At 69.2% G+C, this 11,969-nt stretch carries 14 protein-coding genes; 8 read left to right on the top strand and 6 right to left on the bottom strand.

Features of this window, described 5'->3' with window-relative positions; genetic code table 11:
- Window positions 1-123: 123 nt before the first annotated feature.
- Window positions 124-603: a cysteine dioxygenase family protein gene (locus AB0M65_RS36940; RefSeq protein ID WP_364038830.1), complete on the top strand. Its 480-nt coding sequence runs from the start codon at window positions 124-126 to the stop codon at window positions 601-603.
- 68 nt (window positions 604-671) lie between these two features.
- On the opposite strand, the gene AB0M65_RS36935 is transcribed toward AB0M65_RS36940, so the two are convergent.
- The 3 genes from AB0M65_RS36935 to AB0M65_RS36925 form a co-directional block, all read right to left on the bottom strand.
- Window positions 672-1,682 carry an asparaginase gene (locus AB0M65_RS36935; RefSeq protein ID WP_364038827.1) on the bottom strand — a complete coding sequence of 337 codons (1,011 nt, stop codon included), beginning with the start codon at window positions 1,680-1,682 and terminating at the stop codon, window positions 672-674.
- 205 nt (window positions 1,683-1,887) lie between these two features.
- A complete protein-coding gene (locus AB0M65_RS36930) occupies window positions 1,888-2,712 on the bottom strand; it encodes a class I SAM-dependent methyltransferase (RefSeq protein ID WP_364038824.1) in 825 nt (274 codons plus the stop codon).
- Window positions 2,709-3,089: a VOC family protein gene (locus tag AB0M65_RS36925; protein ID WP_364038821.1), complete on the bottom strand. Its 381-nt coding sequence runs from the start codon at window positions 3,087-3,089 to the stop codon at window positions 2,709-2,711. The genes AB0M65_RS36930 and AB0M65_RS36925 overlap by 4 nt, the downstream gene beginning before the upstream one ends.
- Before the next feature lie 168 nt (window positions 3,090-3,257).
- On the opposite strand from AB0M65_RS36925, the gene AB0M65_RS36920 reads away from it, so the two are divergent.
- Window positions 3,258-3,956, top strand: coding sequence for a response regulator transcription factor (locus AB0M65_RS36920; protein ID WP_364038818.1), 699 nt, complete (start codon window positions 3,258-3,260; stop codon window positions 3,954-3,956).
- On the top strand, window positions 3,953-5,389 hold the full coding sequence (locus AB0M65_RS36915; protein ID WP_364038815.1) for a HAMP domain-containing sensor histidine kinase: 1,437 nt from the start codon (window positions 3,953-3,955) through the stop codon (window positions 5,387-5,389). Before AB0M65_RS36920 ends, AB0M65_RS36915 begins: the two co-directional genes overlap by 4 nt.
- Before the next feature lie 17 nt (window positions 5,390-5,406).
- Here the strand turns inward: AB0M65_RS36915 and AB0M65_RS36910 are convergent, their stop codons facing one another.
- Entirely contained in the window at window positions 5,407-6,060 is a 654-nt protein-coding gene (locus tag AB0M65_RS36910; protein ID WP_364038812.1) for a pyridoxamine 5'-phosphate oxidase family protein, read from the bottom strand.
- A 103-nt stretch (window positions 6,061-6,163) separates the two neighbouring features.
- Between AB0M65_RS36910 and AB0M65_RS36905 the strand changes: the two genes are divergently transcribed.
- Together AB0M65_RS36905 and AB0M65_RS36900 are read left to right on the top strand one after the other, a co-directional pair.
- On the top strand, window positions 6,164-7,522 hold the full coding sequence (locus tag AB0M65_RS36905) for a PLP-dependent aminotransferase family protein (RefSeq protein WP_364038809.1): 1,359 nt from the start codon (window positions 6,164-6,166) through the stop codon (window positions 7,520-7,522).
- 40 nt (window positions 7,523-7,562) lie between these two features.
- Window positions 7,563-8,660 carry a D-alanine--D-alanine ligase family protein gene (locus tag AB0M65_RS36900; protein WP_364038806.1) on the top strand — a complete coding sequence of 366 codons (1,098 nt, stop codon included), beginning with the start codon at window positions 7,563-7,565 and terminating at the stop codon, window positions 8,658-8,660.
- A 48-nt stretch (window positions 8,661-8,708) separates the two neighbouring features.
- Here AB0M65_RS36900 and AB0M65_RS36895 read toward each other — a convergent pair whose 3' ends face one another.
- Complete coding sequence (locus AB0M65_RS36895; protein WP_364038803.1) at window positions 8,709-9,251, bottom strand: DUF3515 domain-containing protein; 543 nt, start codon at window positions 9,249-9,251, stop codon at window positions 8,709-8,711.
- 19 nt (window positions 9,252-9,270) lie between these two features.
- Window positions 9,271-9,504, bottom strand: a complete 234-nt coding sequence (locus AB0M65_RS36890) for an Lrp/AsnC ligand binding domain-containing protein (RefSeq protein ID WP_061986752.1) — start codon at window positions 9,502-9,504, stop codon at window positions 9,271-9,273.
- Between the two features lie 133 nt (window positions 9,505-9,637).
- Between AB0M65_RS36890 and AB0M65_RS36885 the strand changes: the two genes are divergently transcribed.
- The 3 genes from AB0M65_RS36885 to AB0M65_RS36875 all read left to right on the top strand — a co-directional run bounded on the left by AB0M65_RS36885 (window position 9,638) and on the right by AB0M65_RS36875 (window position 11,842).
- Entirely contained in the window at window positions 9,638-10,594 is a 957-nt protein-coding gene (locus AB0M65_RS36885) for a thiamine-phosphate kinase (protein WP_364038799.1), read from the top strand.
- Window positions 10,595-10,604: 10 nt separating this feature from the next.
- Complete coding sequence (locus AB0M65_RS36880) at window positions 10,605-11,075, top strand: GNAT family N-acetyltransferase (RefSeq protein ID WP_364038796.1); 471 nt, start codon at window positions 10,605-10,607, stop codon at window positions 11,073-11,075.
- A gap of 89 nt (window positions 11,076-11,164) precedes the next feature.
- Complete coding sequence (locus AB0M65_RS36875; RefSeq protein ID WP_364038793.1) at window positions 11,165-11,842, top strand: uracil-DNA glycosylase; 678 nt, start codon at window positions 11,165-11,167, stop codon at window positions 11,840-11,842.
- Window positions 11,843-11,969 lie beyond the last annotated feature (127 nt).

Raw genomic sequence — 11,969 nt, 5'->3', positions numbered from 1 at the left:
GCCGCACTACGCCACAACGCCCGCGACTTCACCCGACCACTAACACTACTCGGAATCACCCACTGACCAGCCACAACGACTTTGCCGGGGCCCTGACACTCTTCCTTCTGCGAGGACTCCTTCATGTTCGCCGTCCCGGACAACACGCTCGTCATTCCCGAAAACCCCGCCCTGCGGCACCCGGTGCGCGTCGCGCTCGAGTTCGCCGCGGATCGTGACCGCTGGCGGCACCTGCTGCGTTACGACCCCGAGCAACGCTTCTCCGCGCTCGTCGACAGCGACGAACTGGAGGAGATCTGGCTGATGAGCTGGCTCCCCGGCCAGCGCACCGACCTGCACGACCACGAATTCGCCGCGGGCGCTTTCACCGTGGTCAGCGGGCAATTGAGCGAGACCGTCGCGCGGCGTGCGTCCGGCGGGCGGGCGGTGACGGAACTGCATTCGCTGTCGGCGGGCCAGTCACGCGTCTTCGGTCCGGGGTACATCCACGAAGTACGCAACGAGGGCCCGGATCCGGCAGTCAGCGTGCACGTCTACCGGCACCAGCCCCGCGCCATGCGCCCGTACCACCTGGACCCCATCTCGGGCCCGATCCGCGATTAGTCCTCTAGTTGCGATTCTTGCGCGTGCATCTATCGCAACTAGAGGACTAAACGCGGGGGGGTCGGGGGTCAGGTGAGGTCGCCGCGCAGGCGGAATTCGGCCTCGACGCGGTCTCGCGAGGCACCGGTGGCGAGCAGGGTGTGCAGCAGGAGCCGGGATTTGCGCGGGTCGAGCCAGCCGGCCATGGTCGCGCCCATCGCGATCAGGTCCGACTCCGAACCGCGGAAGCCGTAGGTACCACGGAACGTCGGCCCGGCGCCGGTCCGGCCGGCGACCACGATCGGCACCTCCGGCAGCGCGCGCTCGATCACGTCGGCGCTTCCCGCCGAAACGTGCCCGGCGCCGTTCGCGGCGAGCACCACCCCCTTGACCCCGGCCTTGACCAGCGTCTCCAGGAGTTCTCCGGTGTCGTCGACGCCGCTCTCGACGATCGGCACCAGCCCGGAGAAGTCCGCGTTTTCCAGCGACAACGCCGCCGGGCGCCCGGCGACCGGGTGGAAGTAGTGCACCGCGCCCTCCGCGAGCAGCCCGAGCGGACCGGCGGGATGCGACGAAAACGCCTCGACGTGGCTCGAATGCGTCTTCCGGACCCAGCGGGCCGGATGGACGTCGTCGTTGAACGCGACCAGTGAGCCGCGGCCCCGGCTGCGGGGTTCGGCGGCGACGGTCAGCGCGGCGAGCAGGTTCCCCGCGCCGTCGGCGCTGGGCAGACTGGGGTTGCGCATGGCGCCGGTGACCACGATCGGGGCGTCGGAAGCCCAGGTCAGCTCGAAGAAGTACGCGGACTCCTCCAGGGTGTCCGTGCCCTGGACCACGACGACGCCTTGAGCGCCTTCGTCGACGGCTCGCGCGGCCCAGTCGCGGGTTTTGACCAGCGTCGCGAAGTCCATCGACGCGCTGGAAATACCCGCGAGCGTCTCCGCGTGGATGTCCATCGCCAGGTTCTCGCCGAGGTCACCGAGCAGGTCGGCCGCGGTGAGCCGGGGGACAGCGTGGTCCTCGTCGTCACCGGGAACCATGGAAATGGTGCCGCCCAAGGCGGCGACGGCGACAAGGGGCCGTCGGGGAGCACTCGACATACTTGTCATTCTTCAAAGTCCGGTGGGTCCGGGCAAGCGATCGTGACCGAGCGATCGCCGCAATCAGTCCTCTGCTTGCGAGGCGTGGGGGCGTGGGGGCGGGCGTGCGTGTGGACGGGCGTGCGTGCGGGATGTCATGAGGGGTCCCCATAGGACGAAATTCGTCTCATGGGGACCCCTTATGACACACGGGCGCCGGTAAACCTCAGGAGGGTTTGACCGCCTCGACGGTGAAACTCGCCGCCAGTCGCCGCGGATCCTTCGCCAGCCGCCATTCCTCGGTCGCGGCGTCCAGGCTCATGAAGCCGGGCAGCGCGTTCCACGGCACGCTGTCGTGCTCCACCAGCTTCGTCAGCGTCAGTCCCGCGTCGAGCAGCGACGTGACGATCTCGCCGATACCGTGGTTCCACTCGTGCGTCCGGTTCTGTGTGAACTCGACGTCGGTGTCCACATAGGTCCCCGGTTGGTCGACGACCAGCGGTTCGCTCTGCTCGAAGTACGGGTAGCGCGGGGTAATCAGCGGCTGCGTCTCGTCGAGGGTGCCCAGCATCGGATGCATGTCGCGGATGAACAGGCGCCCGCCCGGCTTCAGCAGTGAGCCGACGACTTTGCCCCAGCGCGCGATGTCGGGAAGCCAGCAGATCGCGCCGATCCCGGTGTAGACGAGGTCGAACGAACCGGCCTCCAGCACGTCGGCGGCACTGTACACATCGGACTCGTGGTAGTCGATCTCCGCGCCGGTCTCGGCGGCCAGCCGCCGCGCGATCTCCAGTGACGACGGGGAAAAGTCGAGTCCGGTCATCCGCGCGCCGAGGCGCGACAACGAAAGCGTGTCCGTGCCGATATGGCATTGCAGGTGGACTCCGCGCGCACCGGAGATGTCGCCGAGCAGCGGCCGGTCGAAGGTGACGACGCCGCTGAGATGCGCGGGGTCCGTCACGAACCGTTCGTAGCCGTAGTCCGCGGACGCGGCGTGCGCCGGAGCGCGTTCGTCCCAGTTCGCGCGGTTCAGCTCGAGGTACCCGGTCAAGACGTCACCGCCTTTTCGGCGGCGCTGCGCAGGACGCAGAACTCGTTGCCCTCGGGGTCGCCGAGCACGGCCCAGCCGGTGCCGTCGGCATTGCGCCGGTCGTGCAGCAGGGTCGCGCCGAGCTTCAGCACACGCTCCACCTCTTCATCGCGCGGGATGTCCGGCCGCAGGCACAGATGGATGCGGTTCTTCACCGTCTTCGGTTCGGGGACCTGCCCGAAGAACAAGGTCACGCCGTTGCCCAGCTCGATGATCGCCTCGGGGTCACCGGGCACGTCGTCGTCCGCCATCGGCTTGCCGACGACGCCGCTCCAGAACCGGCCCAGTTCGTAGGCGTCGGCGCAGTCGAAGAAGAAGTTCTGCACAACAGAGGTCATGACGCCGCAGTCTGCCCGAGCCCGCGAAACCCGGCCAACGGTTTAGGCCCGGTTCAAGTGCCGAGCCTGCGGTGTCAACCGGTGACCTTTCTTGGCGGAAGCTGTCGGCTTCCTGTCGTCCGCGCTCCCGCCTCGCCCTCGCGCGCGCGTTCGCGGAGGATGGGCCTTGTGCACACCGAGAACCCCGTCCGCCTGCTCGTGGTGGACGACGAGCCGCATATCGCCGATCTGGTGGCCACCGTCGCCCGGTACGAGGGCTGGACGGCGGTCACCGCCGGTTCGGGCGAGGCCGCACTCGTGAAGGCCGCCGAATTCGTGCCCGACATCGTCGTGCTCGACCTGATGTTGCCCGGCATCGACGGGTTCACCGTGCTCGACAAACTCCGCGAAGGCGGAACGGCCGTGCCGGTCGTCTTCCTCACCGCGAAGGACGCCACCGCCGACCGCGTCGCCGGTCTCACTCGCGGCGGCGACGATTACCTGGTCAAGCCGTTCTCCGTCGAAGAGCTGATGGCGCGGCTGCGTGCCGTCCTGCGCCGGAGCGGCAACCAGTCCCGATCGGCCGCGGTGCTGCGGGTCGGCGACCTGACCCTGAACGAGGACACCCGTGAGGTCGCACGCGACGGCAGGCCCGCCGAGCTGACGCCGACCGAGTACGAACTCCTGCGTTACCTCATGCGGCGTTCGCCCGCGGTGCTGACGAAGGCGCAAATCCTCGACCACGTCTGGGAATACGACTTCGGCGGCCGGTCAAATGTGGTCGAACTGGTGATCTCGCATCTGCGCCGCAAACTCGACGACGGCGACGAGCCGCTCATCCACACCGTGCGTGGCGTCGGCTACGTCGTCCGGCGGGCGGCGAGATGAAAACGTTGCGCCGGTGGTACGACGCCTGGCGCCGGTCCCGGCTCGGGACCCGGCTGGCACTCGGGCTCGGCGCGCTGGCGCTGGTCGTGTTCGCCGTGGTCGGCACCGTGATGGTCGGCATCATGAAGGGCTATCTGGACGACCGGCTCGACGAACAGCTCGCCAAGACCCAGATCAGCCAGGTGCCGTCGCTGCGCACCACGCACGGCGGGAAACCGCAGCAGGCCTACGGCTGGTTCTCCGCGGTGTTCTCCGTGCGGAACGGCGAGGCGTCGCCGCAGTCGGGTGGGTCCCTGCCACCGGACACGAAGGCACTCGCGAAGGTCGCCGAAGACGCGACGCAGACTGAGGTACTGCGCACGGTCTACATCGAGGACAAGGGCACTTTCCGTGTCCGGGCCTGCCCGATCGAGCCGAGCCGGAACATCGTCCTGGTCAGCGCCGCGCCTCAGGCGGATCTGGACCGGACGGTCAGCCAGCTGGTGATGGTCGAGGTCGTCGCGTTCCTGCTGGCGCTGGCGGTGCTGGTGATCGCGGGACGGCTGGTGCTGCGGCGCGGGCTGCGGCCGCTGAGCGACATGGCCGGGACCGCGCACGACATCGCGTCGCACGACCTCACCGCGAACGCCGACCTCCCGGTGCGCGCGCGGGGGAATGGCGGCGGCGCCGAGGTCGAGGAGCTGCGGACGGCGTTCAACGTGATGCTGGCGCATCTGGATTCCTCGCTGGTCGCGCGCACCAAGGCGAACGAGCGGCTGCGGCGGTTCATCGCCGACGCCTCCCACGAACTACGCACACCACTGACCTCGATCCGGGGCTACGCCGAGCTTTTCCGGTACGCCGCGGCGAACGAACCGGCCGAACGCGAGGCTCATCTGGCGAAGATCCGCGTGGAGACTGAACGGATGAGCGTGCTCGTCGACGACCTCCTGCTCCTCGCACGTCTCGACGCGCCGGAGACCGAAGCACCGCTACGGCTGGTCGACGTCGACCTCGCCGAGCTGATCGCCGACGCGGGGGAGGCCTTCGCCGCCGGACGCCCGGAGTATCCGCTGACCCTCGGCGAGCTCCCGGAAGACGTTGTCCTGCAAGCGGATCCGGTGCGCCTGCGACAGGTACTGGACAATCTCCTCGCCAACGCCGCGGTGCACACTCCACCCGGTACCGCGATCACCCTTTCGGCTTCGGCCTCGCCTTCGGACGTCTTCTTGCGGGTGACCGACGCCGGGCCGGGGATCCCGCCGGAGGCGCGTGATCGGATCTTCGACCGGTTCTACCGGGTCGATACCGCCCGCACCCGCGAGAACGGCGGGACCGGGCTGGGGCTTTCGGTGGTGCTCTCGCTCGTTTCCGCGCACGGCGGGACGATCGACGTCGCGAGTGTCCCTGGCGAGACGACGTTCACCGTGCGGCTTCCGCGACAGCGCTCCTGAGGTGCATCGGTGACCGGCTACCCGGTTCGCGTCTTCACGTGGTCCGGCACCGTCCACTCGCGCACCAGGTCCACCGAAGGCTCCGGTTCCCCGAACACGGTCCGCACCGGCAGCACCCCCGCCCACGACAAATCGTCCGCGACCTCGTCCTCGGGGTCGTCGGGACCTTCGCCGCGCATCTTCACCGACGCCTCGGTCAGGTCCAGTTCCAGTACCGAGACCGACGCGAACTCCTTCGCGTTGACGTCGCGCGCGTGTTCCCACGAACCGGGCGCGAGATGGTCGGTCAGCACGTGAAGGCCGTGCATCTTCCGCTCGGGATCGGTCACCGCGGTCGCTTTGCCGAGGATCACCGCGCTGCGGTAGTTCATCGAGTGGTTGTTGATCGAGCGTGCGTAGACAATGCCGTCGAGCAGGGTCACCGTGACGCAGATCTCGACGCCGTCCGAGTCGCGCATACTCTTCGCCCCGGTGGATCCGTGCAGGTAGAGCGTGTTCCCGTCCCGGCCGTAGCCGGTCGGGATGACCAGTGGCGCGCCGTCGCGCACGACGCCGAGGTGGCAGATCAGGCCTTCGTCGAGCACCGCGTACAGCGCCGAGCGGTCGGTGAGCGCGCGGTTCTTCTTGCGGCCGAGAGTGGTTCGGCCGGTTGGCGAGAGCGGGGTGGACATGCGTGCAGTCTCACCCACGAGAGTGGCCTGTTATAACGTCCAATTCTCCTATACTTGGAAAGGCCACTTTCCGGCACCGCCTTCCACCAGCGCGGAGTACAGCATGTCCGACACCGCCCTCCCGGTCAGCCTCGACCGCGAATCGCTCGTCCCGCTCGCGGTCCAGCTGGCCGACGCGTTGCGCGCGGCCGCCGGCGACGGGCATCTGCGTGGCGGTGACAGGCTGCCTTCGACCAGGGCACTCGCGAACCGGCTCGGCGTCAGCCGCACGGTGACGTCGGCCGCGTACGAGCAGCTTCACGCGGAGGGCTGGATCGCGGGCCGCCACGGCTCGGGCACCTATGTCACCACGGCACCGCCCGCGGGAAGGTCGTCGAAAGATGCCGCGCCCGGCGTGGCCGCGAAACCGCAGACGCTGCTCGACCTCACCCCGGGCGTGCCGTGGGCCGAGGGCGTCGAGAAGGCGGCCTGGCGCCGCGCGTGGCGTGCCGCGGCCGACCCCCGTCCGACGTATCGCGAGGACAGGTCCGGTCTGCGGTCGTACCGTGACGCCGTTTCCGAGCATCTGCTGCGGCACCGCGGCCTCGCCGCCGGCACGGTGATGGCCACCGGCGGCACGACGGCGGCGGTGATCGAACTCGCGGGCGCGGTGCTCACCCGCGGCGACCGGGTCGCGATCGAGGAGCCCGGCTACCAGCGCGCGACGCGGGCGTTCCGGCGGGCCGGGCTGGAGGTCGTCCCCGTCCCGGTCGACGAGGAGGGCCTGCGCCCGGACGCCGTGCCGCCCGGGGTGCGCGCGGTCTACTGCTCGCCCGCGCACCAATACCCGCTCGGCAGCCGGATGAGCGCGTCCCGCCGCGTCGAACTGGTCGAACGCGCCCGCGCCGAGGGCATGCTGGTGATCGAAGACGACTACGACGGCGAACTGCGGTTCGACGTCGCGCCCCTGCCGCTGCTGGCCGCGCTCGCACCCGACGTCGTCGCGCATCTCGGGACCACGAGCAAGATTCTCACCCCGGCGCTGGGCGCGGGCTGGATGGTCGCGCCGCCGCAGGTCGCGGCCGCCGTGCTGGAGTACCGCGAGGACACCGGAACGCGTCCGTCACCGGCGGGGCAGCGGGTACTCGTCGAGCTGGCGCGGCACGGCGATCTGGGGCGGCACCTGCGGAAGCTCCGGAGGGAGCTTTCGGAGCGCCGGTCGCTGGTTTCGGCCACGCTGACGTCGGCGGGGATCCCGGTGCTCGGCGACGACGCCGGCGCGCATCTGGTGGTCCCTTGTGGATCCGCGCGGGAAGAGGCGGAGCGGATAGCGGCGGCGGAACGCGCCGGGATCCGGCTCGACGGTCTCGTCCGGCATTTCGTCGGCACGCCGACGGTGTTCGGGAACCTCATCGGCTACGCGGGCTGTTCACGCGAGGTGTTGCGATCCGCGCTCAAGCCGCTACTGCACGTGCTCCGCTAGCGGACGTCGGGCCCGCGACCACGGCAGATACAGTGCTGGCATGAGTTCTCAGAAGATCCGGGTGGCCGTCGTCTTCGGCGGGCGTAGTACCGAACACACGATTTCGTGTGTTTCCGCGGGCAGCGTCCTCGCGAACCTGGATCCTGAGCGGTTCGAAGCGGTACCGGTCGGGATCACCCCGCGGGGTGGCTGGGTGCTCGGCACCGGCGACCCCGCCCAGCTGAGCATCCGCGGCCGCGAACTCCCCTCGGTCGAGGGCGGCAAGGCACTGGTACTGGCAGGCGACCCGACGAGCCGTGAACTCGTTTCACTGGAGCCGGGACAGGAGACCGAGGTACTCGGCGCTGTCGACGTCGTCTTCCCGGTGCTGCACGGCGCCTTCGGTGAGGACGGCACGATCCAGGGTCTGCTGGAGATGGCCGGAATCCCCTACGTCGGGCCCGGTGTGTTTGCCAGCGCGGCCGCGATGGACAAGGAGTACGCGAAGAAACTCCTTGCCGCTGAAGGGATCCCGGTCGGCAAATACGTCGCGCTGCGCCGTGACCAGTCCACTTTGGACGAAGACGGACGCGAACGGCTCGGCCTGCCGGTGTTCGTGAAGCCGTCCCGCGCCGGTTCGTCGATCGGGATCAGCAAGGTGACGTCCTGGGCCGACCTCGACGCGGCCATCGCGCTGGCACGCCAGACCGATCCCAAGGTCCTCATCGAGGCGCAGTCCACCGGCCGCGAGGTCGAATGCGGCGTACTCGAATTCCCGGACGGCCGCGTCGAAGCGTCGCTGCCCGCCGAGGTCCGCGTGCTCTCCGAAGAGGCGGGCGCCTGGTACGACTTCGAAACCAAGTACATCGGCGACGACGCCGAACTCGACATCCCGGCCAAACTCGAAGACGACGTCACCGCGCGCGTCCGGGCCATGGCCGTCGAGGCGTTCCGCGCGCTGGACTGCCAGGGTCTCGCCCGCGTCGACTTCTTCGTCGGCGAAGACGGCGAGCCGAGCATCAACGAGGTCAACACGATGCCCGGCTTCACCACGAAGTCGGCCTACCCGAAGATGTGGGAAGTCACCGGCGTCGACTACACGACCCTGCTGACCACCCTCGTCGACACGGCGATCGCCCGGGGTACCGGCCTGCGCTGACGCGTTGCGGCGGGTGCGTGAGGTGCGGCGACTGGCCGCCGACGGCGCTCAAAACCGCAGCGGCACCGAGGGAAGGTTGGCGGCCACGGCGTCCGAAACGGTCTGGAGCGGACCCGTCCCGGCGGTGTCCGGCACGGTGAGTGCCGTGTAGACGGGACGGTCCACGGCGAACCAGGTCGAGGCGCCTTCCCCTTCGACCTGCAGCCATTGGACGGTGTTGATTGTCCGCAGCCGCGAGGTCCGCGTCAGCTCCGGAGGCTTGCCGAGCCCGCACCGCAGGACCACCGGTTCGCCGGTGCCCCAGCCGACCGTCGCCTGGGGGGCGGGGTCGGCGAGCTTCCGCCGGACCAGTGTGTTCCCGGACGACGTCAGCTCGTGCGGGAGCGCGCCGATGAGCTTCGCGCACTCGGGGGTGCCCGACTGCGGTGCCTCGACCGGGACAAGCGGGAGCGGACCGTCGGCGGCCGGGGCCAAGGAGTCCGCGCCGCGGGTCAGGCCGAAGACGGCCACGCCCGCGACGAGCAGGACCGCCAGGCAGGCGGCCGCGATCAGCAGTGGTTTCGGGGGAGCGCCGGTGTCCGTGTCAGCCACCGGACAACTACACCACCTCTTACAGATTCACGACCGGGCAGGTCAGCGTCCGGGTGATGCCCTCCACGTTCTGCACCTTGGCGACCACGAGCTGGCCCAGCTGATCGACGGTGTCGGCCGCGGCCTTGACGATGACGTCGTAGGGGCCGGTGACATCCTCCGAACTGGTGACACCGGAGATGGTGGAGATCTCCGCGGCGACCGCGGCGGCTTTGCCGACCTCGGTCTGGATGAGGATGTATGCGTGGACCACGGCGCGCCCCTTCGTAAAAGTCGGCTCAAAATAGGAACGTTGTAGCAACGTATCGCCAGCCCCGGGAAAAACCTAGGGCTTCCGACTATCGGCGATCGACATTTGTCCGGACAAGAGAAAACGGAGGTGACGGGTGTCACCGAAAGACGGCACGGTCGCCGGGACCGGCGAATTCCGGCTGATCGAGGCGGTGACCGCCGGCCGGAAACAGCCGGAATCGACGCTGCTCGGACCGGGGGACGACGCGGCCGTGGTGGCCACCCCGGACGGCAGGACGGTGGTCTCCACCGACGTACTCGTGCAGGGCGTCCACTTCCGCCTCGACTGGTCCAGCGCCGAACAGGTCGGCCGCAAGGCGGTCGCGGTGAACCTCACCGACATCGCCGCCATGGGTGCCCGCCCGACGTCCGTCCTCATGGGATTCGCCTGCCCGCCGGATACCGAGACGGCGCTCGTCACCGAGCTCACCCAGGGCATGTGGGCCGAGGCCGACCGCGCCGGCGTCGGCATCGTCGGCGGTGACATGGTGCGTGCCGACCAGATCGTGATCAGCGTCACCGCGCTGGGCGACCTCGGCGGCCGGGAACCGGTGAAACGCTCCGGCGCCCGGCCCGGCGACGTCGTCGCGATCTGCGGACGGCTCGGCTGGGCCGCCGCCGGTCTCGCCGTACTCGGGCGGGGTTTCCGCTCACCGGTCAGCGTGGTCAACGCGCAGCGCTGCCCGGAACCGGATTACGAGGCCGGGATCCGCGCGGCCGACGGCGGCGCGACCTCGATGATCGACGTCTCCGACGGGCTGCTGTCCGACCTCGGCCACATCGCGGCGGCTTCCGGCGTGGGTATCGACGTGCGGACGGCCGATCTCGACGTGTCGAGCAGGCTGACCGAGGTCGGCACCGCGCTCGGCGCCGACCCGCTCAAGTGGGTGCTCACCGGCGGCGAGGACCACGCTTTCGCGGCCACCTTCCCGTCGTTCGCCGACCTGCCGGAGGGCTGGACGGAGATCGGCGTCGTCACCATGCCGGATTCGGGTGTGACGGTGGACGGAAAGCGCTACGGACACTCGAACGGCTGGGAACACTGGCGCTAATCTCGCGTCCATGGACATTCGTGTGGTGCCCTACGACCATCCCGACGCGGCGAAGATGATGGTCGAGGTGCAACTCGAACTGGCGGCCCGGTACGGCGGCGAGGACGCGACGCCGATGGATCCAGCACAGTTCGCGTGGCCGCGTGGGCTGTTCCTGGTCGGCTATCTCGACGACGTACCCGTGGCGTGTGGCGCATGGCGATCACATGAGGGACCCGACCCGTTGCTGCCCGGTGACGCCGAGATCAAGCGCATGTTCGTGATGGCCTCGGCGCGAGGCCGCGGCTTCGCGCGAGCGATCCTCGCCGACCTGGAACGGACGGCCGCCGAGGCCGGGCGGCTGCGGATGGTGCTGGAGACCGGTGACAAGCAGCCGGAAGCCATCGCGCTGTACCTGTCGGCGGGGTACCGGGAAGTCCCGGGTTTCGGGTACTACAAGGACGAACCGGAAAGCGTCTGCTACGGCAAGCCGCTGGTCTGAGGAGTACGGCTGTGCTGAACGGAACCGTGACCGGTGTCTCAGTACACCGGAAAAAGGGGCGCCGACCGGCCTGGGTAAGCTCGCTCGCCGTGACCGCACGACCGCTGCAGGACATCGTCGAAGCAGGCTGGGCGCGAGCCCTCGAACCGGTGGCGCCGCAGGTCGCCGCGATGGGGGAATTCCTCCGCGCGGAGATCGCCGCGAGCCGGACCTATCTCCCGGCGGGTGAACATGTGCTGCGGGCGTTCCAGCAGCCGTTCCACGACGTGCGGGTGCTGATCGTCGGGCAGGACCCGTACCCGACACCCGGGCACGCCGTCGGGCTGAGCTTCTCGGTGGCGCCGGACGTCCGGCCGATCCCGAAGAGCCTGATCAACATCTACAAGGAGTACTGCGAAGACCTCGGGCACCCGCTGCCCTCGAACGGCGATCTGACGCCGTGGGCCGACCAGGGCGTTCTCCTGCTCAACAGGGCACTGACGGTCCAGCCGGGCAAATCGAACTCGCACCAGGGCAAGGGCTGGGAATACGTCACCGAGCAGGCCATCAAGGCCCTCGCCGCACGGGACGAGCCGATGGTGGCGATCCTGTGGGGCCGCAACGCGCGGAACCTGAAGCCGATGCTGGGGAAGGTGCCGTGCATCGAGTCCGCGCACCCGAGCCCGCTTTCAGCGCACGCGGGTTTCTTCGGCTCGCGCCCCTTCAGCCGCGCGAATCAGCTGCTCGCCGACCAGGGCGCCGGTCCCGTGGACTGGAAGCTTCCCTAGCCGTGGTGTTGCTCGCGTGAAGTACGTGAAGGCCCCCTTCCTTGCGCCTAGCGCAAGGAAGGGGGCCTTCATGTACTGGGGAAGGTGTGAAGGTCGAGTTTCTTCGGCTGAGCCGAGGGAAGGGGTC

It is taken from the genome of Amycolatopsis sp. NPDC051071 (assembly GCF_040682875.1).
In the GTDB taxonomy this organism is placed as follows: Bacteria; Actinomycetota; Actinomycetes; order Mycobacteriales; family Pseudonocardiaceae; genus Amycolatopsis.
The sequence above is the reverse complement of the archived record's forward strand: the minus strand, read 5'-3'. Positions and strand labels throughout refer to the sequence as shown.

Bases quoted from the DNA above. Each gene is read 5' to 3' on its own strand.
- AB0M65_RS36900 (WP_364038806.1), top strand. From the start codon at position 7,563: ATGAGTTCTCAGAAGATCCGGGTGGCCGTCGTCTTCGGCGGGCGTAGT.
- AB0M65_RS36940 (WP_364038830.1), top strand. From the start codon at position 124: ATGTTCGCCGTCCCGGACAACACGCTCGTCATTCCCGAAAACCCCGCC.
- AB0M65_RS36935 (WP_364038827.1), bottom strand. From the start codon at position 1,682: ATGTCGAGTGCTCCCCGACGGCCCCTTGTCGCCGTCGCCGCCTTGGGC.
- AB0M65_RS36925 (WP_364038821.1), bottom strand. From the start codon at position 3,089: ATGACCTCTGTTGTGCAGAACTTCTTCTTCGACTGCGCCGACGCCTAC.
- AB0M65_RS36910 (WP_364038812.1), bottom strand. From the start codon at position 6,060: ATGTCCACCCCGCTCTCGCCAACCGGCCGAACCACTCTCGGCCGCAAG.
- AB0M65_RS36880 (WP_364038796.1), top strand. From the start codon at position 10,605: ATGGACATTCGTGTGGTGCCCTACGACCATCCCGACGCGGCGAAGATG.
- AB0M65_RS36915 (WP_364038815.1), top strand. From the start codon at position 3,953: ATGAAAACGTTGCGCCGGTGGTACGACGCCTGGCGCCGGTCCCGGCTC.
- AB0M65_RS36905 (WP_364038809.1), top strand. From the start codon at position 6,164: ATGTCCGACACCGCCCTCCCGGTCAGCCTCGACCGCGAATCGCTCGTC.